Genomic DNA, 23,907 nt, shown 5'->3' with positions numbered 1-23,907 from the left:
ATGTTGAAAGACAACGGAAGCAAACAAACCAATCAAAAGTCGCGAGCGGAACAAATGACCGCGCTTGACGCGGTGCGTACCATGCCTCACAACATTGAAGTAGAGCAGGCGGTTTTGGGCGCCATGTTTTTAGATAGAGAGGCCGTTAATCTGGCCGTTGAGAATCTTCAGCCGGAATATTTTTACAAAAAGAGTCACGGTTTAATTTTTAAGGCCATGGTCAAACTTTTTGAACAGGATGCAGAAATCGATCTGCTTGGCGTGGCAGATATTCTTAAGCAATGGGGCAGCCTGGATGAAATCGGCGGCCACGTCTATCTGGCGGAGATCATAAATAGTACGCCTACTTCGGCCAATATTCAATACCATCTGGAAATAGTTAAAAACAAGGCTCTGACGCGTTTATTAATTAAAACCTGTAACGTAATCATCGACGAAGCCTATTCGGAAGAAAAAGAAATCGACAAGCTACTGGACTTTGCCGAACAAAATATTTTTGAAATATCGGAAAAACGTTTGAAAAAAGGCTTCGACTCCATCAAGCCCATTGTCAATCGTACGTTTGAACGCATTGATAAGCTGTACCATTCCAGTGTTTCTGGCGTTACGGGCGTGCCTTCCGGTTATACCAAGCTGGATCAATTAACGGCCGGCTTGCAACCATCGGATCTGGTGATCCTTGCCGGGCGACCCAGTATGGGGAAGACGGCCTTTGCGCTGAATCTCGCCCGCAATGCCGCCATCGAACATGGCATTCCCGTCGGCATTTTTAGTCTGGAAATGTCTTCGGACTCGCTGGCCATGCGTTTGTTGTGTACGGAAGCCAAAGTAAATATCATGAGCGTGCGTACCGGCAAATTTACCAAAGAAGAAATGGATCGCCTGACCGAGCATGCCAGTAAACTAATGACGGCGCCCATCTTTATTGACGATTCGCCGGCCATGAATGTTCTTGAACTTAGAGCCAAGGCCCGGCGTTTAAAAGCTGAACACAATATTCAACTTTTAGTGATCGACTATTTGCAGTTGATGGAAGGAAAGGGTGATAACCGCCAGCAGGAAATTACCCATATCTCCCGATCATTAAAAGGGATTGCCAAGGAACTTGATGTGCCGGTGCTTGCCCTTTCTCAGTTAAGCCGTGCGGTTGAAACGCGTGATAAAAGTAAAAAACCGCAATTGTCGGACTTGCGTGAATCTGGTTCCATTGAGCAGGACGCCGACGTTGTAATGTTCGTCTATCGGCCGGAGTACTACGGGATCATGGAATTTGAAGATACCGGGCAGTCCACGCACAATATGTGTGAAATTATTATTGGAAAACAAAGGAATGGCCCTACGGGCACCGTTCGTTTATCCTTTTTAAAAGAATACGGTAAGTTTGCGGACCCGGATATTTTTCATGAAGGAACCTTGCCGCTTTCTGATTTTTAGTTTGGTATGAATGATAAAACGTTAATTCAAAGATTGCGGAAAACTTATGATTCTCAGGTTGAGGATCTGATCAGGGATATAAAAGCCTACGATCCTGATGTGGATGAAGAACAGATACGACTGGCCTACCGGGTCGCTTTAGAAGCGCACGCCCGGCAGCGGCGGCAATCGGGCGAGCCCTATTTTGAGCATTGTTTGCAGGTGGCGCGCATTTTGGTCGAATTACACATGGATGCGCCGACTATTATTGCCGCCCTGTTGCACGACACGGTAGAAGACACCTACATTACCCTCAAATATATCGAAGAGCATTTTGGTGAGCGCATTGCCTGGCTGGTGGATGGCGTTACCAAAATAGGCGGCTTGCGCTTCCAGAGCAAGGAAATGCGTCAGGCCGAGACCTTTCGTAAAATGTTGCTTTCCATGGTCGATGATATTCGCGTCATCATCATTAAATTCGCCGACCGTTTGCACAACATGCGCACCCTGGATTCTGTTCCGGATGCCAAAAAAGAGCGGATTGCCATTGAAACGCGCGACGTTTATGCTCCCCTGGCGCATCGACTGGGCATTGCCCGTATTAAAACAGAGCTGGAAGACCTTTCGTTGAAATATCTCGACCCCAAGGTTTATAAAGACATCAGAAAAAAAGTAAAAGCGACCAAGAAAGAACGCGAAAATTACATTCAACGCGTTAAGGAGCCCATTGAAAAGGAGTTAAAAGCGCACAATATTGAAGCCAGGATTGTCGGCCGGCCAAAGTCCTTTTTCAGCATTTACAATAAAATGAAGGTGCGCAATAAACCGTTTGAAGAAATTTACGATCTGTTTGCCATTCGCATCATCGTTAAGAGAATCGAAGAGTGCTATTATGTGTTAGGTATTGTGCACAGTCTTTACATGCCCGTTTCCGATCGTTTTAAAGATTATATTGCCACGCCCAAAATAAACGGTTACCAATCGCTGCACACCACGATCGTTGGGCCGGATGGAAAAATGGTCGAAATTCAAATCCGCACCGAAGAGATGCATTACATGGCCGAAGACGGCATTGCCGCCCACTGGCGTTATAAACATGGCATCCTGGAACGTACGCGTTTTGACGAACATTTGAACTGGATCAAAGATTTGCTCGAACGTCAGATTTCCAGCTCGGATCCTGGCGATTTTTTAGAAGATTTAAAGATCGATTTATTCCAGGACGAGGTATTTGTCTTTTCTCCGCGGGGCGATCTGTTTAAACTACCGCGCGGGGCAACGGCGGTTGATTTTGCCTATGCGGTGCACACCAGCGTCGGCAACCACTGTATTGCCGCCAAAATCAATGGCAAAATAGTGCCTTTAAAAACCGAACTTAAAAGCGGGCAGCAGGTAGAGATTATTACCTCGCAAAATCAAAAGCCGAATCAGGACTGGCTGTCGTTCGTTAAAACCAGCAAGGCGCGGCACTGCATCCGCAAGGTATTGCGCGAGGAGCAGATGGCTCAAACCCTGAAAATGGGCGAGGAAATCTTAAACCGTTTTCTGAAAAAACACCGATTGACAGAAGATTCAGAAATCGTTAAGCAGGCATTGCCTAAAATCGGTTTTCAGAATCTGGAAAACCTGAAGGTGGCCATTGGACGCGGTGAGTTTATGATCGAAAACCTGGAACGCAAACTCTTTCCGGAGCAGCCGCCACCGCCGAAAAAAGAGAGTTTCTTTGTCAAATTTCTTAAAAGGGCGCGCGGGGATTCTGGCATTAAAGTGCACGGCATGGATGATATGCTTATTAACTTTGCCCGTTGCTGTCAGCCCGTGCCAGGCGATCGAATTATTGGCTACTTAACTCGGGGACGAGGCATTACCATTCACCGCACCGATTGTAAAAATATGGTCGAATTGTACAAAGAAAAAGAACGAATTATTGACGTGGAATGGGACACCGAAGGCGATCAGAAGTTTCAGGTACAACTTTCGATTGTCGGCGAAGACCGTAAAAATTTGTTGAAAGATATTACCACCGTTATTGCCAAACTGGATATTAATATTTTTAATGCCAGCTTCCACGTGGAAGAGATGTACGCCAGGGGTATTCTGGATATTGAAGTAAAAAATCTGCAACATTTAACCAAAATTATTAACGCCATTCGCAAAATTAACGGCGTATTTTCTGTGGAACGCGTGGAAGATATCTCTTCTTCCATTGAAACGGAACCATTTTAAAGAAAAGAGCTTTTAATATTTCGTAACAATTTTGGAGCATTGTTTGAGTTTTGTGTTAAAAAGATTTGAAATGAGCCTGTCTCTTTATTAGGTTTGACAGGTGACATCCGCAATCATTTTTAAGGGAAACTGACACGACGGTTTCCCTTTCTTTTTCTGAAATTGAAATAACGTGAAAGGAGTGGCTTTGAGTTACATCTATTTGACAAAAGAGGGCCTGGAAAAACTAAAAAAGGAATTGCACGAGTTAAAATATAAAATACGGCCTCAAATTTCTCAAAAAGTGGCAACTGCCCGTGAACACGGCGATCTGAAAGAAAATGCAGAATATCATGCCGCCCGGGAAGAACTGGCCATGGTGGAAAGCCGCGTACAGGAGCTGGAGAGCAAACTATCGCGCGCTCAGGTGATTAGCGAGGAAGAAGTGGGCACGGAAACGGTTTCAATTTTAAATACCGTTAAATTGTTGGATTTAAAAAAGAACCGCGAAATAACTTACACCCTGGTTTCGGCAGAAGAGGCCGACTTCAGGCAGAATAAGATATCCGTCGCCTCGCCTGTGGGGAAAGCCCTTTTAGGGAAAAAGGCAGGCGAAGAAGTTGAAATTACCGTTCCAGCCGGCACGTTAAAGTACAAAATCCTGTCCATCGAAATTTAATGGGCAGATAGTGAAACCTTCAGGTTGATTTTTCGTCCAAATAATCAAGAGATTAACCTGGAGGTTTCGATGCAAAATTCAAATTACACGCCTAAAGAGCCGCAAAAACGCCTGTACCGCTCGCGCAACGATCGGATGATTGCCGGCGTTTGTGGGGGGATTGCCGAGTATTCCAATATTGATTCCGTTCTGGTACGGATTTTATTTGTTGTTATGGGATTGATGGGCGGTTTGGGACTGGTGCTTTACATTGTGGGAATCATCATCATCCCGGAAAATCCCTGGCAGAAGACTGCCATAAAAGATAAAAAAGATCATGCTATTTTTTGGGGCGCTTTGCTCATCATTCTTGGCGTTGTTTTATTACTCAGTCAAATGAGTTTGTTTCCCCCCATCCATCTATGGGCTTTACCCTGGCACCTGTTGTGGGCTATTTTGCTGATTGCTCTGGGTATGTATTTGCTGCTTGCTCCCGGAAACAAAAAAGATACGGTTGAAGCGCCGAAAGAAGAAATAAATGGCGAGGGAGAAAAGCAGGACAGTACAACGATCCCCCCTGAACCTAAAACTCTTTATCGCTCCAGAAAAAATCGCATGATTGCCGGCGTGTGCGGCGGTCTGGCAGAGTATTTTAACATGGATCCAACCATTGTACGTCTGTTGTACGTTATTTTAACATTATTTTCCAATGGGCTGGGAATTCTGGCCTACATCATTTTAATTTTAGCCGTGCCAGAAGAAAAAGAAAATGAGGTGTAGCATGAGTCATCAACGTTTTGTTGGAATCATCCTGATCCTGGCCGGTGGCATGCTGCTGGTTCACCAGTTGGGATGGCTTGACCTGGACGGGTCAGCTTTTATTGGTATCCTGTCTGTTTTAATTGGCCTGTCTTTCCTGAGAAAGGCGTTACTGCGTCCCGATCACAAGGGCGTTTTAGGCGGCACTTTTTTTACTTTATTTGGCCTTGCTCTTCTGATCTTTAGTTCATGGCATGGCCCTCTGGGGCGCGCATTGTTAGTTGGCGCCCTATTTGTGTCGCTGGCCGCGGCCAATCTAACCTATTTTTTCGCAAATGGAATGCAGCGTACTTTTAACCTGTTTATGTTCTTCTTCTTTGGCGCTATTGGCGGCTCTATTCTAATGGTCTATTTTGGTGTGTTCGATGTGTGGCAGTTCGAAGAGGTGGTGTCAACTTACTGGCCGCTGATCCTTGTTGCACTGGGACTTGCGATCCTGGTCGATAGCGCGCTCCAGAAAAAGAAACGGATCCAGGAAGACCAAATGGAACCTGAAGGGCAGGAAAGAGAATCAGTTTAAATGACCGCATCAGGTCAATTCGATTTTGACTATTCCCCTTTTTTTCATATTTTCCTCGAAATACGGAGAGTTGCTTCAGAGGAAAGGTCTCATTGAATGCCAAAACTAAAAGGTACGGTTTTACTGCCGGGAGATAAATCGATTTCCCATCGCGCGGCCCTCTTTTCAGCGATTAGAGAAGGGACGTCTTATTTTGAAAATTTTAACTTTAACCGCGACTGCCTGGCCACGCTTGCCTGTTTGCGCGCTGTGGGCGTTGAAATAGAGACAAAGGAAGACACGTCCGTGCGAATAAACGGAAAGGATCCGGGACGCTGGCAAAAGCCCGACCATCCGTTAAACGCCGAAAACTCCGGCACCACCGCCCGACTGCTCAGCGCCTTGCTGGCCAATCTGCCGTTTCCGACCACTTTAATCGGCGATGCCTCGCTTTCCAGACGGCCCATGAAGCGCATTATTGAACCCCTTACTCAAATGGGGGCGGACATTCGTTCAAACAACGGCTACTTACCGCTGGAATTTTTTCCGGTTTCAGGTTTAAAAGGGATCGATTACGAACTGCCCGTGGCCAGCGCACAGGTTAAATCCGCCGTGTTGATGGCCGGTTTATTTGCCGAAGGCGCCACACGTGTCATCGAGACCATTCCTTCCAGAGATCATACGGAACGTTTGCTTAATTTGCCGGTGGAGATCGACGCCAGAGGCAGGAAAATTATTCGCAGCCGGAGAGGGCTGCCCATCCCCGATATTTCAATGAAGATTCCCGGCGATTTTTCTTCAGCCGCTTTTTTTATTACCGGCGCGCTTCTTTTACCCGGCTCGGAATTAATGATTAAAAATGTTTCGCTCAATCCCACGCGTACCGGTTTTTTAGAGGTGTTAAAGCAGATGGGGGCGCAACTGGAAATTAATCTTACTCAGCAAGAGCCTGAGCCTGCGGGAGAGATTGTGATCCGTCCGCAAAAACTGCACAATATTGAGATACCGGAAGAACTGATTCCTAACATTATTGATGAAATTCCGATCTTAAGCATTCTGGCCGCGCGCTCTGAAGGAACGCTGGTTTTGCGGCACGCTTCCGAGCTGCGTTTTAAAGAATCCGATCGCATTAAAGCCATTGTGCAAAATCTGCGGCAAATCGGCGTTGAAGTGGAAGAATTTGAGGATGGTTTTCAGGTTTGCGGCCCGCAGTCTTTTAAAGGAGGGAAGATTACAACATTTGGCGATCACCGCATTGCCATGTCTTTTGCCATCGCCGACCTACTGAGCGATGAGCCCATAGAGCCGGATGACCCTGACTGCGCGGCGGTTTCTTTTCCTGATTTCTACCACATCCTGAAATCTGTTGTTCAGGCGTAGGAGGGAGCGTAAGTGCAGCGCTTTGCCATTATCGGCTATCCGCTAAAGCATTCTTTTTCGCCTTTGATCCATAACCGCGCTTTTGCCGATTTAAATATGGATGCGCATTATGAAAAAATTGAAATTGCGCCTGAAGAATTTGAGCGTGAAGTGGAAAGGTTAAAGAATTCCGATTTTGTGGGTTTTAATGTCACCATTCCTTACAAAGAACGCATTATCCCCTTTGTCGATCAATTATCCGCTGAAGCGGTAAAGATCGGCGCGCTAAATACGGTGAAAAAGATAGGCAAAGAATGGCATGGATTCAACACAGACTGGATTGGCTTTCTCAAACCGCTTGAAAAATTTTCGTCGTCCATTAAACGTTGCCTGTTGTTAGGAGCCGGCGGTGCGGCGCGCGGTGTGTTTTTTGCCTTATTGCACCTGCCTGAGCTGCAGCGCATCGTGTTAAGCAATCGCACGCTAAAGCGGGCAGAAGAGCTGGCGAATCAATTTCGGCCGTTCGGGCAAAAAACGATTTGCGTTTCAGATTTTGAAAGTCTGTTAAACATGAATGAGCGATTCGATTTAATAGTGAACACCACATCGGTGGGCATGAGCGGACACAATCAAACCATTCTGCTGGAGCCGGAAAGGGTGGCGCACAGCAAGACCGTTGTGTACGACCTGATCTACAATCCGTTGAAAACCATCTTGTTAAAAAGGGCAGAGGAGCGCGGCCTGACAACCATTAACGGCCTGCCCATGCTAATTTATCAGGCAGAAGAAGCGTTTAAAATCTGGACGGGGCGTGGCTTTGCGGAAAAGACCCGAACGTATTTATTCGATGAACTACCCGGTTTGATTGAATAAACAACGCGCTGACAAGTCTGCCCTAAAAAGGGACGACCATTCAACCATGGAGTAGCCCTCACCCCTTGCGCCCGTTCTCTCAGAATAGAAATCTGGGAAAGGGGGACGCCAAACATGGATAGTTGCTACCAAACTGTCACAGCTGATTTAAAATTTACCATTCTGACCAATAAACGCCGAGTATTTTTTTTACGTAATGACGCGGAAATATGCATAAAAGAAAAAAACTTTTTTGTAGTTGACAAACCAAAATGATTTACGTATCTTTGAAATATTAGAAACAAAAAGCAGTTAGTAAAGAGGCAGAACAAACTAAGGGGTAGGCGGCCATGCGCCTAATGTTTAATCCAAGCAGCTTTATTTTACGGTTTATCTTCATCCTTTTCTTGAAATTCTATCTACTTTCTATTTTACATTCTGTGCATTTTCGATGTTGTAGCTGCATAAGCTATGCGTATAAATATTAATATAGTAAAAATCATAAAAAATTATTCTATGTAGGAGTCATTTTTATGAGGTTTTCTACCATTAAATTATTTTTAATATTAATGTTATTAAGCGGATGGCTTTTGGCCGGCACCACTGGTAAAATCGCTGGAATTGTTGTTGATGCAGAAAACGACACTCCGCTTCCTGGCGTTAATGTTTACATCGAAGGTACATCCCTGGGCGCTGCTACGGATGTTAGCGGCAATTATTATATTCTTAAAGTGCCGCCTGGAACTTATACCGTTATATTTTCATTTGTGGGCTATCAGCAGGTACGTATTTCCAATGTCAAAGTTAAAATTGATCTTACCACTCGTCTCAATGTCAGCATGAAGCCATCGATTTTGACTTCCGATGAGGTTATTGAAGTGGTTGCGACCCAACCTGTTGTTCAAAAAGACGTGGCCGCCAGCGTAAAAAGCATGGGGTCGGATGAGATCAGCGCCTTACCGGTAACAAACATAAACGAAATGGTGGGGCTTCAGGCTGGCGTATCTTCCAATTTCGAAATCCGCGGTAGCGGCGCCGATCAGGTAATGTTTATGGTAGATGGCGTAACGCTGCGAGATGAGCGTTCCAACGAACCCATGAGCGATATTCCTCTTAGTGCGGTAGAACAAATCTCCGTTCAGTCGGGCGGGTTTGGCGCCGAATATAATAACGTTCGTTCGGGCGTGGTTAATGTTGTAACTAAAGAAGGCGATCCGCATCGTTACAGCGCAACCTTCACTTACAAAATTAGCCCTCCGCATAAAAAACATTTTGGGATATCGCCTTACGATCCGAATTCGTACTGGTTGCGTCCTTACTTGGACCCTGCCGTGGCCTGGACCGGCACCGAAGTGGGCGAGCCGTTTGAAGACCAGAATGGAAATGGGCAGTATGACGCGGGTGAACCGTTTACCGATTATAATGGCGATGGCGAACGTACTTACTGGGACGAGTTTATGCGTCGCCAATATCCCAAATGGGATGGATGGATTGCCTTTTCTGAAGCTACCTTAAAAGATAATAATCCGGACAACGATTTAACGCCCGAGGCGGCTTACCAGATTTTTCGTTGGGAGCATCGTAAGCAGGGCGATATTAAAAAACCGGATTATTATCTTGATTTTGGTTTTGGTGGACCGGTTCCTTTTATCTCTAAAAAATTGGGTAACCTTCGTTTTTACGCCTCTTATAAACGAGAGCAGAATATGTATCTTATGCAACTTTCGCGCGATGGGGTTACCGATCAAAGCTATATGTTAAAAATTACTTCGGACATCAGTAAAAACACCAAGTTCTCCATCATTGGCCTCTACAGCGAACTGTTTGCCACCACCTCTTCGCGAACGGGAGGCACCGAGTATTTCCGCACGGTTTACGATGTAGCCAATGTCATTAACACCTCCAGTTTTACCGTTCCCTGGCGCATTTACACCAATTTGTACTATTCGCCTACTGCGCGTTATAGTCATACCATTTCTGCGAAGCTAACGCATGTGATCAATCCCAGTACCTATTTCGAATTTCAATTGCGGAAACTGGGCAAAACCTACCATACTGCTCCCGGACGTCCGCGTGATTTAACCAAAAAATATCGCCTTTTTGATGATTATTACGTTGATGAAGCGCCGTTTGGTTTTTATGAAGAGGCGCAGTTTTCCATAGAAGGTTCGCTGGCTTTTGGCGGCGCGGTTAGCACCTCTCGCGATTATAGCCGCATTAATACCTATTCCACACGCTTCGATTTGGTTAGCCAGATTAATAATTATAACCAGTTAAAAGGCGGCGCCGAATTTGTGCTAAACGATTTCGACATGCAATTTGGAATGGTCAACAAGTTTCTGCCTGAAGGCAATACCTGGACCATTATTAAACAAAAACCGTATCGCGCCTCTTTATACTTGCAAGATAAAATCGAATTTGAAGGATGGATTTCGACAGTAGGTCTTATTTTGGACTATTCAAACCCCAATGGTAAGTGGTATAACGTTGGTCCTTATGACCGCGCTTTTTATTCGCAGGATTATGATCCGGAGCTGGAAGACCAATTCAAAACTAAAGATACCAAAGCGCAGCTAACCATTAGCCCGCGGATTGCCATTTCTCATCCTATTACAGCCAATTCAAAGTTGTATTTCAATTACGGGCATTATCAGCAGGTGCCTACTTCTGAACGCTGGTTTCGAGTTCAGCGCGCGCTTAATGACAAAGTCGATCGTATTGGCGATCCTAACCTGGATCTTAAAAAAACCATCTCTTACGAGTTAGGGTTTGATCAAGCTATTTTTAACGACTATTTGTTGCATCTGGCAGGCTATTATAAAGATGTTAAAAATGATGAGCTGTGGGTGCGCTACATAAGTTATGACGGAAAGGTCAACTACTTTAAAATTACAACCAATGCATACGAAGACATCCGCGGTTTTGAATTTGACCTGACGAAAATGCGTGGTAAATGGATAACCGGAAACATTAATTACGAATATCGGGTTGGTACATCCGGGTATTTTGGATTAGACCAGTATTTTGAAAATCCGGCTGAACAGTTAGAATACCTGCGCCAAAATCCCTATCAGGAGAAGCCGCGTCCCAGACCGCGCGTTAAATCGACCATTGATTTTCATACCCCGCTCGCTTTTGGGCCTAAAATTTTAAATCAATATCCAGCCGGCGATTGGCATTTTAACTTTATCACCTATTGGACCGCTGGCGAATGGTTTACCTGGAATCCCAATCGCATCCGCGGCATTCAATACAACGTCCAATGGCGTGATTACTTTAATGTGGATTTGCGAATTTCCAAAGTGTTTCCATTTAAGAATTTAGACCTTAAATTTTTTGTTGACATCAGTAATTTATTTAATTTTAAACATTTTTCGGGCGTCTCTTTTCGTGATCAGTTTGACCGCGACGACTATTTTAAATCGCTTCATCTGCCAGAGAGCATTGCCGGCAACCTGGGCTACCCCAATATTCCGGGCAACGATCAACCCGGCGATTACCGCAAAACGGGCGTGCCTTTTCAGCCCATGCAACGCGTAGAAGATTACACCACCCTCGATCATCCTAATCCGCAGGTGATTTATTGGGACGCTAAAACTCGTAAATATTACCAATTTACCGATGGCGACTGGAGTGAAGTGGGCGGAAGTCGACTCCAATATATTTTGGACAACAAAGCCTATATCGATATGCCGAACCAGACGTTTTTTACCTTTTTAAATCCGAGGAGCTATTATATTGGCTTTTCGATTAATTACAAATTATAGAATAACTGAGAAATTGAAGGGTAAAAATGATGATGAAAAAATACACTGTTTACACACTGCTCGGTTTAATCATGCTGGTAACATCCGTCTTTGCCGACGAATCGAAATGGCTGGCCGTGGGGATGTTACACGATTGGTTTTCCAGCGCAGGGGCAGAAATAGAAGTGGGGCGCCGTCACTTAATTTCAGACCAGCAAGACGGTTTGCGCTGGCCGGCTCAGTTTCGCTATCAGGATACAAAGGCGGCTAAAGCGCTGTGGATTGGCACCACCAATTACCAGGACCCTATTAGTGGGCAGACTTATGAATACAAGGTTGTTCATGTGGGGCCCCGTGTACTGGATGAAGAAAACGAATTTATGCCGGTAGAATTTAAGCTCGTTGCGCGATTTGATCATCCTCAGGTATTTGTGGACGGTTTTCCGGCGTCTCCTTTAGACTATATGGATGAAGTGGATGAGATTGATCCTGACCTTCCGGCAGACCGGATGATTTACAATGTGGTTAATACGCAAATTGGCATTACCGTGACACGGCGCATTTATGCCTTTTCGCAACAAAACCACGACAACTATTTGATTCATGAGTACATATTTAAAAATACGGGCATTATTGACAAAAAGGGCACAAAGGTCGAAAAGACTCTGACCGACGTGGTTTTCTTTTTACAATATCGTTATGCGCCAACGCGCGAAATTGGGCCCTATGGCTATTATTGGGCTCCGCAATCCACCTCGTGGGGGCACAGCACAATGAACGATGCGGTTTATGCCGATCCATTAAACGGCAACCCACTGTTTCGAGCCCTGTTTACCTGGCTTGGCCGTCACTCTAAGGCCGATTACGATTTGATTGGCGGGCCAAATATTGGCACAAACACCTATGGCGGCGACGGAAGGTTGGGCGCCGCTCAATATTGCGGCGTGGTCACGATTCATGCCGATAAAGGCCCAAACGATAAAACCAACGATCCCAATCAACCCACATCAACCCAGGTAGTAGAATCGGACGCTGACATTACCTATAATAACGACCCTTTTAATCCGGCTAAAATGGCCAAAGAATATGCTGCCATGACCGCCGGACGTCCGGCGCAATCGCACGCCGAACTGGTTGGCGACGGCAATGCCGATGAATACGGCAATACGCCCGGCGGCTTTACGCAGGCACAGGGATTTGGGCCTTATGATCTGGCTCCTGGCGACAGCATTCGCATCGTCTTAGCTGAGGCAGTTGCCGGTTTACGACGGGATTCCTGTTACACCATCGGCGCGCGCTGGTTCGAGGCCTATTCAAATCCTTCCAGACAAATCAAATTCCGATTTCCCAATGGGCAGGTGTCGGAAGGTACGTATAGCGATGGCACGGCCGACGCTTACAAAAACGCCTGGGTTTATACCGGAAAAGATTCTCTTTTTAAAACTTTCCGCCGGGCTATCGATACCTATAATCGCTCCCTGGATATTCCTTTAAATCCTCCGCCTCCGGAACAACTTAAAGTCATTGGCGGGGGCGATCGCATCATTTTAGAATGGGCTAACAACGCGGAAAACTGGCCCAACTTCGCCGGCTATCGCGTCTATCGGGCCATTCATGTGCCCGATACCACCTACGACCTGATCTTTGAATGCGGGGCCGGCACCGACCATCCCGAGATAGTTAATAGTTTTGAAGATCAAACGGCTCAACGTGGATTTGATTACTATTATTATGTGGTCGCCTTTGACGACGGGTCAACCAACGACGTCCACTTTGGCGTTCCGCTGGAAAGCGGCCGCTTTTATTGCATGACCAACCAACCTGCTGTTTTAAAACGGGCTGCGGGACGTTCATTAAAGGACATTCGGATTGTCCCCAATCCCTTTAATATTAGGGCTATAGACATGCAGTTTGGCTACAGCGCTCCAGACCGCATCAAATTTTTAAACATACCGCCTGTTTGCCGTATTAAAATTTATACCGAACGCGGCGATTTGATAGAAACCATTGAACACACCGATGGTAGCGGCGACGAAGCCTGGAATTCCATCACCTCTTCGCGCCAGGTAGTGGTTAGCGGCCTTTACATCGCCGTTATTGAAGTTACCCAGGATTATTTCGATCCGGAAACAGGTGAAATCATCTTTCGCAAAGGTGAAACCGCCATTCGTAAATTTGTTATTATTCGTTAAAATGAATGGGAGATTCGCGAATGAATACATTACCATTAATCCAAAAAATCCGAAAAGTCTTCCCTTTAATGCTGGTCGTTCTGCTGGCCGGCGCATGCGATGTTTATCAGCATCAATCGTACACCATTTCTGCTTTTGACCAAAAAGCATGTCAGGCAATTACCGAAAATACCGTGGATTCGCTATTTACGGCCAATCTGGAAGAGATCAATCCGGTCTGGAGCGACACTCTGGTAACCCCCACACTGATAAATGCCTTGCGCGATTCACTGACCATCCGGGGCCAATCAGTGGTTGATCAAGAGACAGCCTATCTTATTGTGCCGTATTCAACATTTAATGATGTTTATTTTACCTTTAACTCTTCCGCCGATCAGGTGGTTCTGTTTGTCGATAATAGCGTGGATATTCAAGTCTGGAAAAACGACGGTACGCAGCTTTTCCCGGACCAAACCAGCATCCCTTTAGAAACCATTGCCTCATGTCCTACAATCATTACGCGTGCGGAATTTTCTGGCGTTAAGGGGGAAACGTTATTGCAAGTCAGAAGAAATGATCAAACGAAAAAAGATGTGTTTCATTTGGTGATTCTAAAAAAATAAATGATATCAATATATTTTTGTTATGGAGGATTCAGCGTTATGAAATATCCAAGCCAGATTTTTTTAATAATACTTGGAATATTAACGTTTACATGGCAAACCATCCCCCTGCAGGCACAAGATAAACTGGCTCAAACCGGTTTTCAATTTTTAAGTGTGGGGCAAGACGCTCGTGCCGTTGCCATGGGCGAAGCCTACACCACTGTGGAAGGAAATTCCAGCGGTTTGTTCTACAACCCCGCCAGTTTGTCCCGTTTAGAAACGACCATAGAAGTAACAGCCAATTATTTTGAGTGGATTGCCGATATCAATTACACCTCGTTTAGCGTTGGATTTCGGCCTCGTAATGGCCAGTTCGGGGTTATTGGTTTGAGCGTGATGAACGTTGATTATGGAACCTTACAGGGTACAATGGTCTGGGCGAACCACCAGGGTTTTATTGACACAGAGGAATTTAATCCGCATGCGATTGCAATAGGTGTGGGATATTCTAAATACCTTACCAATAAGTTTGCCGTGGGCGGTCAGGTCAAATATGTGGCTCAATCCCTGGGCAGAAGCGTTATCCCGGATGAAGGGGTTAAAGATAATATCGCCTCGACCATGGCTTTCGATTTTGGAACTATTTACCGTACTGGATTTAAAAGCTTTACTTTTGGTATGATGGTCCGCAATTTTTCTCAAGAAATTAAATTTGAAAAAGAAAGCTTTCAATTGCCGTTAACCTTTAATATTGGCTTTTCGGCTAATCTATTTGATTTCATTTTAACAGACGCGAAAGAACAAACGCTTTTATTAAGCGTAAATGCCGTGCATCCGCGTTCATATCCCGAGTATATCAACGTTGGAATGGAATACGAATATAAACGCTTTTTGGCGTTGCGCTGCGGTTATATTTCAAACCATGACGAATACGGAATGACGTATGGTTTTGGCGTTAAGGCGCTCCATTTCGGGGTTGATTATGCATTTACGCCATTTGGCGTTTTTAATCAGGTTCATCGATTTAGCGTGCGCTTTCATTATTAATAGCAGAGGGCACAAATAACGCAAAAAAGCAGGAGTTTGTCCATGAAAAAATTGATAATTATATTTGCGCTGATCTTTTTACATATTAGCGGCTGCAAAAATGATTACCCACCCAGCCTGTGGGATCCGAATTTCGAAGCTGAACCCGATCCGGTAATTACGGCTATTCAGCCCGATTCCGCTTTTGGCGGTATCGGCATTATTACCATTTTGGGTGAAAATTTTTCGGCGGATCCTCGCAAAAATCACGTTTACTTTAATGGCGAAAAGGGAGAGGTTTTAGAAGCCAGCGCCACACAGTTGAAGGTTAGGGTGCCCAATCTTTATGGCGACGACGTCGTGATTAAAGTTCGGGTGGAAGGCGCATTGATGTTCGCAGAATTTGCGCCCTACAAATTAATGCGCGTCTGGACGGAATATAGCGATTTTAACGAATACGACGATGCGTTTGCCATGGCGGTAGATGCAGACGAAAACTTGTATGTTTCTCTGGCGCAGGACAATAAAGGTAAAAAGAAAAAAATTGTAAAGGTTACGCCCGACGGTACGCGCTACGATTACGCTTCGACCACCGTGGATAAAGCTTCGGGGATGCGCGTTGGCCCAGGCGGAGACCTTTTTTATGTGAATATCTTGCAGGCTGTTTTTCGAGTTCCAGCCGGAGGCGGTCAGGATCAGATTTATAAAGTGCTTACCGGCGGTGTATTTGATCTCGACTTTGACGCTAACGGCAACATCTTTTTAGCCGGCAATGCTTCCAAGGTATTTGTGTTGCAACCCGATAAAACCGCAAAAATTGTGGCACAATATGATAAAATATCTTTTAACGCCGTACGCGTATTTAATAACTATGTTTATCTGGCCGGAAGTTACACCGGAGCAGACACCACGCAGGTGCAGGAAGGCGTCTGGCGTAATGAAATTTTAAATGCCGAAGGCGATTTGGGTCCAAATGAATTGGTGTTTGACTGGCATAGTCATTTTCCGCAAAACAACTTACTTTCGATGGTTATTGCTGAAGATGGCGACATCATCATTGGAAGCGATACCCCCGATCCGTTGATTGCGATTCATCCGGATGGCCGTTTTGAGCCTGTTTATCCTGGCGTAATCGAACCGCCGGCCTCCTCGATGGTGTGGGGTAACGGCGATTATTTATACATTAACCGTCGTAGTAGCGAAGCTTCTAAAAAACGTATATTGCGCGTTAATATGCTAAGAAAAAGCGCGCCTTATTTTGGACGACAATAAAGCGAAAATATTAAAAAAAATATTAAGAGAGGAGGTGATATTCAGTTAAACCTTTTCGAATTGTTATTTTTAATCAACTTATGTTTCATTAACCTTTAACAGAAAGGAGTGGCCTATGAGTCGTAAATTACTCATTGTGGTCGTAGCATTAACATTAATGCTCAGTTTTGGTTTTGCTCAGGAATATCAGTGGGTCTTCAAGAATGTTCTGGTTGACTACAATCTTCCTCAGAGCAATGGCTATGGAATTCACGGCGTAGTTGTGGATCCGGATGGAAATATTTGGGTTGGTTTACACGGGATTATGACCGATACTCTATTTACCGGCACCGATACGATTCCGTTAAACCCCATTTATGTGTATTCCCCCGACGGTAATCAGGTCTCTTTTTCGCCTATCAAATTTATTACGGTTAACGGCGATGTTGATACTCTGAACAGTGATTTAAAATGTAAAGGATTACATTTAGATAATAACGGAAACATCTTATATTCGGCCGGCGCGTATGCTCTTTATCGCATCAATTACAAGACCGGCGAAGGGATGAACAAGTTTCTGGCTCCCATTAGTTCCTCTATAACCGAAGCCGCCTGTGATAAAAACGGTTACATCTATTTTGGCTATGTGTTAGGCGGAGATAAACCGGTACATATCCTGGATCCCGATTTTAACTACCTGGGCGATGCCATCGACACCCTTGGATACATCAATCGTACGATGGAAGTATCGGCCGATGGTAAAGATTTGTACACCGGCTCCACCTGGCTGGGTTTTGGTATTGTGAAATACCATAGCGATTTGCCAGGCGTATTGAAATTTGAACCGGTAGATACAATTGGCAACTGGGATTCCGTTTATGTGCCAGAAACGGATACCACCTATTATGATGTAAAACTGTGGGCCAGCTCTCTTGATTGGGGCCCGGATAGCCTTTTGTGGGCCGGTAATTTGCGCGACGACTGGTCTTCTGGCGGCGCTGGGACAGGATCGAAATGGTATGCCTTTGATGTAAATACCGGAGACATTGTGTACACGGTTGGCAATCCTTATCCAACCCCTGCCAATGAAGGTGGAATCTATTCGCCCCGCGGTGCGGCATGGAGCCCGGATGGCAAAACCATGTATCTGGCCGACTATGATTACAACTGTGTAACCGTCTGGGAAAAACAACCCACAGCTATTAAAGAAGGCGGACAAATCGTTGCTCGTGTATTCAATTTGTATGCTAATTATCCCAATCCATTTAACCCGACTACAACAATTCCGTTTGAACTGAAAAAACGCGCCCATGTGGAACTGAAAGTGTTCGATGTGCAGGGCCGCGAAATTGCTACTCTGGTCAATCAGACAATGGATATGGGCGTTCACAAATTTGAATACAACGCTTCGAACCTTTCATCTGGTATCTATTTTTACCAGTTGAGAGTGGACGGAATGACTCTGACTCGTCAGATGATTCTTGTAAAATAACGCACTTCTTGACTATAAAGGTACTGGCAATTTATGCCAGTACCTTTAATTTATTTAAAGATACTGCGTGTTGTTCTCTGGCAATTTTAAAGCAACAAATATGAAAAATTAGGTAAACTTATGAAAAACCTGATTACCGCTCTGGCCATTGTACATATTTTATGGTTTACGGTATTTTCCGGCACTACCGGAAAGCTGGCGGGTGTTGTTACCGATGCCCAAACAGGGCAAGCGCTGGCGGGAGTTAACGTGTATTTAGATGGAACATCGCTTGGCGCTTCTACAGATGGCGACGGCTTCTATTCTATTTTAAATATTCCGCCAGGTCGTTACACGGTTGTCGCAACCTATGTCGGTTATAAAGTTTTTAAAGCTCACAACGTTAAAATAGATATCGATCTGACCACCACTTTGCATATCAAACTCCAAGAAGCCATTTTGGAGGGAGAAACCGTTGTGGTTGTTTCGGAGCGGCCGGTAGTCACCCCGGATGTTTCCAATAGCCAGCTGAATATGGAAATTCAGAGCATAGAAATAATGCCCGTTAAAACGGTGGAAGAGGTTTTAACGTTGCAAGCCGGCATCGAACTGGGAAGCGAAGGCATTTTAATTAGAGGAGGCAGCGCCAACCAGACGGTGTTTATGTTAGATGGCCAGGCGCTAAATGACGAACGCGGAAACGTTCCACCCACAACATTCAGTTTTAGCGCTTTAAAAGAATTGCAGGTACAAACCGGCGGCTTTAACGCCGAGTATGGGCAGGCGCGTTCGGGCATTGTAAATGTTATTACGCGTGAAGGCCCGCGTGACCACTATTCTGGAGTAATTGCCCTGCAAATACGTCCCCCCGCGCCCAAACACTTTGGCCCTTCTATTTACGATCCTTATTCCTATTTTAATCGTCCTTATTTAGACCCTGCGGTTTGTTGGACCGGTACCGATAATGGCGCCTGGGATGAATACACGCGTCGCCAATATCCAAATTTTGAAGGTTGGGAGGCTATATCTGAAGCGCTTTTAAACGATGACGATCCTACAAACGACCTAACTCCTGAAGCAGCCCAGCTTTTATATCGCTGGCAGCATCGACGACAGGGAGATATTAAAAAGCCCGATTATATCGTCGATATTGGCTTTGGCGGCCCTGTGCCTGTTTTTAGCAAACCACTGGGAAATTTGCGCTTTTACGTTTCTTTATTTAAAGAACAAAATATGTTTATCTTCCCGCTTTCTCGCGATCATTACGGGCAAAACGCCATTCAAACCAAAATTACTTCCGATCTTTCCAATACTTTAAAATTAATTGTTAGCAACTGGTATCAGGAAGAATTTTCTGTTTCGCCATATCAATGGAAAACAACGCCAACCGGACGCGTCCTGAAAAATCAATCGGAGATAGCCGATCTGTTAAACAGTTCTTCTGGAAGCAGCATTTTGTACATGCCCGGTTATTTTAGCCCTACTTCCATTTACCGAAATATGTTTGGAATTAAACTGATAAACGCGTTAACGCCTAAAACGTTTTACGAAGTGAATTTACAGTACAAACAAAGCCGTTACCATACCTACCAAATGGCGGAACGAGATACCACACGGCGTTTTGAAATTTTGCCCGGCCTAAAAGTGGATGAAGCCCCCTATGGCTACTGGGGATATGGCGTTACCGGTATTGACGGTATGAGTATGGGCGGTTGGATGAATCTGGGCAGAGACAAAAGCAAAATCGCCACCACCACTTTAAAATTTGATATCACCAGTCAGGTTCATCCACGCCATCAGGTTAAAAGCGGTTTTGAATTTGTTTACAACGATTTCCGGATAAATTCAGGCACGTTTAGCCCCTCCATGAGCACCTGGACGCGGAGTTTAAAATATACCATTTTCCCCTATCGTTTTTCTTTTTATGTACAGGATAAAATGGAATATATGGGATTTATTGGAAATTTTGGCCTGCGGTTAGACTATTCAAACGCCAATACCGAGCGTTATGTATTATCGGACTACGACGACTTTTACAAGGCCGGATATGGGAATTTGATAGAAAGCGAAGCGCCGACTCAAAAAGCGCGCGCCGCCTTTACCCTTAGTCCGCGGTTGGGAATTGCCCACCCCATTACCGAAAACTCAAAGCTCTATTTTAATTACGGGCACTTCCGTTCCGAACCTCCTTCGTCTTACAGATTCCGCATTCAGCGAGAATCCAATGGCTTGGTTACCTATATGGGCGATCCGAATTTAACCCTCGAAAAAACCATAGCCTATGAATTAGGCTATGAACACAGCCTCCCTTATGGCCTGCTTTTAAAGCTGGCCGCCTATTATAAAGATGTGACCAATCAGGTAGGATGGGTTTTTTACCAGAACCTGGATAACTCTGTTCAATATTACAAGGCGGCCAACAACAATTATCAGGATATTCGAGGTTTTGAGGTAACTCTTTACAAAAGAGTCGGCCGCTGGATTTCAGGCTTTATCAATTACACATACGATGTAAAAACTTCGGGCTATTTTGGCTTAACCCAATACTGGGAAGATCCAAACAAGCAAAGAGAATATTTGCGTCAAAACCCTTATGTAGAAAAACCTCATCCCAGACCTTATGCGCGCGCTAATATTAATTTTCATACGCCCGGGCAATATGGTAAAAAATGGTTAGGGGGGTATCCTCTGGCTAATTGGAACCTTAACATTATTTTTAATTGGAAGGCGGGGGCGTTTGATACATACAACCCCAACAATATTCCGGGAGTGGTTGACAACGTAAGGTGGCGAGATTGGCACAATATCGATTTGCGTATTTCAAAAACTCTTAATCTGCGTAAAGCGCAAGTTCAGATTTATGTGGATATTAGCAATTTATTGAACTTTAAATATTTAAATATGGCCGGTTTTGCCGATCGTTACGACTATTTAGATTACCTGGAATCTTTGAATTTTTCATGGGAAGAAGGCGTAGAAAAGGGCAACGACAAAATAGGAGATTATCGTCCTGTAGGCGTTGCCTATGATCCACTGGAACCTAATCCTGATAACGATCCTCAAATTGCAGCGCGCAATCAAAGGCGTAAAGAAACAAAGTCGTACATTGATATGCCCAATATCCAATCGTTTACGTTTTTAAATCCGCGCGACTTTAGATTTGGTGTAAGAATTAGCTTTTAAAAGGGTGCTTATGAAAACAAGAATGTTAACGGCTTTAATTTTACTGTTAGGAATACAGAGCGTTCCTTTACACGCCCAATTGCTTGGCACAGAAAAAAAATATGTGCGTATTGGCCAATTACAAAGCCACTTTTCTTCGTATGGTTCCGAACGCGCCTGGAACAACAAATATTACGAGGGGCTCCGTTGGCCGGCCGATTATTCATATACCGATAACGCGGTTATTAAACGCTTTTGGCTCGGCTGCTCAGATTTTACCGATGCCGAAGGCCGATACTGGTCTAAATATGGCATCTATTTTGCCGCCGATTATGTTGGCAAAAGTCTCTTCCCGATGGAGTTAAAACAAATTGCAAAATTTCCTATGCCTCATGTTTATGTTGACGGTAATGATATTTCCGCTCCTTATCAAGGCGACGTGGATGACATTAATCCCGATCAAATCCCAGATCGCATTGTGGTTAATGTGGTCAACACGTCGATGGGGCTAACCATTAAACGGATTATTTACGCATTTTCGCAGCAGTACCATGACGATTATTTTATAAAAAAATTTGTCTTCATTAATACCGGCAATACCGATTATGACGATGAAATTGAATTAAATACGCCAATCAAAGGATTAAGAATCGGTTGGGGCGTTCGCTATAGCGTGTGTCGGGAAGGCTCTTTTTACATCGGGGGAACCCAAAGCTGGGGACAGCAATCATGGGTAACGCGTAGAGGAGAGACTTATGAAGATCATTATCAACAAATTATTACAGAAAACACTCCAATTTCACAGCTTGATTGGTTGCGTTGCGGTTTTAGCTGGGCAGGCCAGAAAGCGTCGAACAGTTTTGACAATATCGGTGCGCCGGATATTTTGAAAACAGGCAGGCTTACTGCGCCGCAAATGGCGGGTATTGTTATTTTGCATGTGGATAAAAGCCCACAGGATCGTTCCGACGATCCGGAGCAACCGGTTACGCTGGGCTGGCACGCTGGCGACACCTATCCCAAACTGGGCGACATGATTGACGAAGGACAGATGATTAAACAATACACCATGTTGAGCGGCGTGCCCTACCAGGGCCTAGGAGGAACCAATCGTTTTTTTGAAGATAACACCAGCTCTATTACGGATCGCGTTGACCCTTCAACCATCCATAACGATGGCGGCGGAACAAACCTGTGGGTAAATTATGGGCCTTTTGACCTTGCCCCGGGAGATAGTATTGTAATAGTTGAAGCGGAAGGCGTTCATGGACTGAACCGCCAGATGTGCGAGCTAATTGGCGCCAGATGGAAAGAAGCTAAAACCTATCCCAGCAGGTCTTTTGAATTTGAATTACCCGATGGCAGCTCCATTAGCGGTACATACAATGACGGCGTGGCCGATTATTTTAAAAATAGTTGGGTTTATACCGGCTGGGATTCTATTATGAAAGTTTTTGCCAGGGCAAAAATGAATTACGATTCTGGATTTGATATTCCGCAACCGCCGCAACCGCCAACAAAATTCGAAGTGCTTTCTGGCGGCGATCGCATTTCGCTGAAATGGGAGCCAAGCCCTTCGGAAGATCAAGCCGATTTTGGAGGCTATCGGATCTTCAGGGCTATCGGTAAACCTGATACTTTTTATACCGAAATTTTTGCCTGTGGAAAAGGGACGGATCATCCACAAATCGTCTATCAATTTGATGACACTACCCCCCAAAGAAACCATGCCTATTATTATTATATTACCGCCTTTAACGACGGTTCAAATAACGATGGAACGCTCAATCCGCCCGGCCCGTTGAGCAGCAGCAAGTATTACACATGGGCTACCGAACCGGCCTATCTCCAACGGCAGGCGGGACGTTCTATTAATGATGTGCGCATTGTGCCAAATCCATATAATATCAAAGCGAGAGAGCTTAATTTTACGCTTGAGCCCAATAAAATTGTGTTTATGAACATACCAGCGTATTGCCGTATTTCTATTTATACTGAGCGTGGGGATCTGATTCAAATATTAGAGCATACCGATGGCAGTGGAGACGAGTCCTGGAACATGGTAACAAAGACCAGGCAAACCGTGGTTAGCGGCATTTATATCGCTCACATCGAAGTAACCAAAGATTATTACGATCCTCAAACGGGAGAGCTTTTGTACCGGGCTGGCGATTCAGTGGTACGTAAATTTGTGATTATTCGTTAGTTTTTAATGAGTGCGTCTGTCTTTTTTTTTGTGGCGGCGCTATCAAGTCCACATTTTTGCAATTTAACAATTTTTTTAAAGGCTGCCTGCAGGAAGGGGCAATAATGTGATTTTTTTTCATCTTTGACAATAAAAAAGCGAATTCCGATTTTTAAAAAACGCCTTAAGATATTATGAAGTCTTTGAAAAATTAAAAAAATCTACAATTTTCAGTATTTCTCATGTTTCGACTTCAACTCTAACTCGCCTCTATTAAAATTATCTTATGTTTTTTTTCAGGAGGTTGAGTCTCCCTTTCTTTGAAAGACTCACAGAGCAAGGAGGTGAAATAGGGTGGAGTTTATTTACAAAAATTAATATTTCAAAGGTTTCATTACTATTTAGGAATTCTCTCTGGCCGGAATTGGATCCATGAAATAACAGATTACTCGCTCTGCTCAAACTCATTCATCATTCATAAATTG

Annotated in this window: 15 protein-coding genes; all 15 read left to right on the top strand. The window is 44.6% G+C overall.

What is annotated here, in order from left to right; genetic code table 11:
* Positions 1-3 precede the first annotated feature (3 nt).
* The 15 genes from dnaB to Cabys_RS12865 all read left to right on the top strand — a co-directional run bounded on the left by dnaB (position 4) and on the right by Cabys_RS12865 (position 23,443).
* Positions 4-1,434, top strand: a complete 1,431-nt coding sequence (dnaB, locus tag Cabys_RS12935) for a replicative DNA helicase (protein ID WP_006926511.1) — start codon at positions 4-6, stop codon at positions 1,432-1,434.
* Positions 1,435-1,467: 33 nt separating this feature from the next.
* Positions 1,468-3,639, top strand: a complete 2,172-nt coding sequence (locus Cabys_RS12930; RefSeq protein ID WP_169833716.1) for a RelA/SpoT family protein — start codon at positions 1,468-1,470, stop codon at positions 3,637-3,639.
* A gap of 187 nt (positions 3,640-3,826) precedes the next feature.
* Positions 3,827-4,297, top strand: coding sequence for a transcription elongation factor GreA (gene greA, locus Cabys_RS12925; RefSeq protein WP_006926509.1), 471 nt, complete (start codon positions 3,827-3,829; stop codon positions 4,295-4,297).
* 69 nt (positions 4,298-4,366) lie between these two features.
* Complete coding sequence (locus Cabys_RS20310; protein WP_006926508.1) at positions 4,367-5,056, top strand: PspC domain-containing protein; 690 nt, start codon at positions 4,367-4,369, stop codon at positions 5,054-5,056.
* Position 5,057: 1 nt separating this feature from the next.
* The gene (locus Cabys_RS12915; protein ID WP_006926507.1) at positions 5,058-5,615 is read left to right on the top strand and encodes a hypothetical protein; all 558 of its coding nucleotides are present in this window, start codon (positions 5,058-5,060) and stop codon (positions 5,613-5,615) included.
* A gap of 96 nt (positions 5,616-5,711) precedes the next feature.
* Positions 5,712-6,974: a 3-phosphoshikimate 1-carboxyvinyltransferase gene (gene aroA, locus Cabys_RS12910; protein ID WP_052304194.1), complete on the top strand. Its 1,263-nt coding sequence runs from the start codon at positions 5,712-5,714 to the stop codon at positions 6,972-6,974.
* Positions 6,975-6,986: 12 nt separating this feature from the next.
* On the top strand, positions 6,987-7,826 hold the full coding sequence (gene aroE / locus Cabys_RS12905) for a shikimate dehydrogenase (protein ID WP_006931030.1): 840 nt from the start codon (positions 6,987-6,989) through the stop codon (positions 7,824-7,826).
* Between the two features lie 512 nt (positions 7,827-8,338).
* Positions 8,339-11,572, top strand: coding sequence for a TonB-dependent receptor (locus Cabys_RS12900; RefSeq protein ID WP_006931029.1), 3,234 nt, complete (start codon positions 8,339-8,341; stop codon positions 11,570-11,572).
* Positions 11,573-11,598: 26 nt separating this feature from the next.
* Positions 11,599-13,743 carry a hypothetical protein gene (locus Cabys_RS12895; protein WP_006931028.1) on the top strand — a complete coding sequence of 715 codons (2,145 nt, stop codon included), beginning with the start codon at positions 11,599-11,601 and terminating at the stop codon, positions 13,741-13,743.
* 20 nt (positions 13,744-13,763) lie between these two features.
* Positions 13,764-14,345: a hypothetical protein gene (locus Cabys_RS12890; RefSeq protein ID WP_006931027.1), complete on the top strand. Its 582-nt coding sequence runs from the start codon at positions 13,764-13,766 to the stop codon at positions 14,343-14,345.
* A gap of 39 nt (positions 14,346-14,384) precedes the next feature.
* Positions 14,385-15,374, top strand: a complete 990-nt coding sequence (locus Cabys_RS12885; protein WP_006931026.1) for a PorV/PorQ family protein — start codon at positions 14,385-14,387, stop codon at positions 15,372-15,374.
* Between the two features lie 42 nt (positions 15,375-15,416).
* A complete protein-coding gene (locus Cabys_RS12880; protein WP_006931025.1) occupies positions 15,417-16,625 on the top strand; it encodes an IPT/TIG domain-containing protein in 1,209 nt (402 codons plus the stop codon).
* A gap of 115 nt (positions 16,626-16,740) precedes the next feature.
* Positions 16,741-18,096: a T9SS type A sorting domain-containing protein gene (locus tag Cabys_RS12875; RefSeq protein WP_006931024.1), complete on the top strand. Its 1,356-nt coding sequence runs from the start codon at positions 16,741-16,743 to the stop codon at positions 18,094-18,096.
* A gap of 120 nt (positions 18,097-18,216) precedes the next feature.
* Positions 18,217-21,258 (top strand): TonB-dependent receptor, encoded by a 3,042-nt coding sequence (locus tag Cabys_RS12870; RefSeq protein ID WP_006931023.1) that lies wholly within the window; start codon positions 18,217-18,219, stop codon positions 21,256-21,258.
* A 10-nt stretch (positions 21,259-21,268) separates the two neighbouring features.
* On the top strand, positions 21,269-23,443 hold the full coding sequence (locus Cabys_RS12865) for a fibronectin type III domain-containing protein (protein ID WP_006931022.1): 2,175 nt from the start codon (positions 21,269-21,271) through the stop codon (positions 23,441-23,443).
* The last annotated feature ends 464 nt before the right edge of the window (positions 23,444-23,907 follow it).

This window comes from Caldithrix abyssi DSM 13497, from assembly GCF_001886815.1.
Lineage (GTDB): Bacteria > Calditrichota > Calditrichia > Calditrichales > Calditrichaceae > Caldithrix > Caldithrix abyssi.
This window is presented reverse-complemented; position numbering and strand designations above follow the sequence as displayed.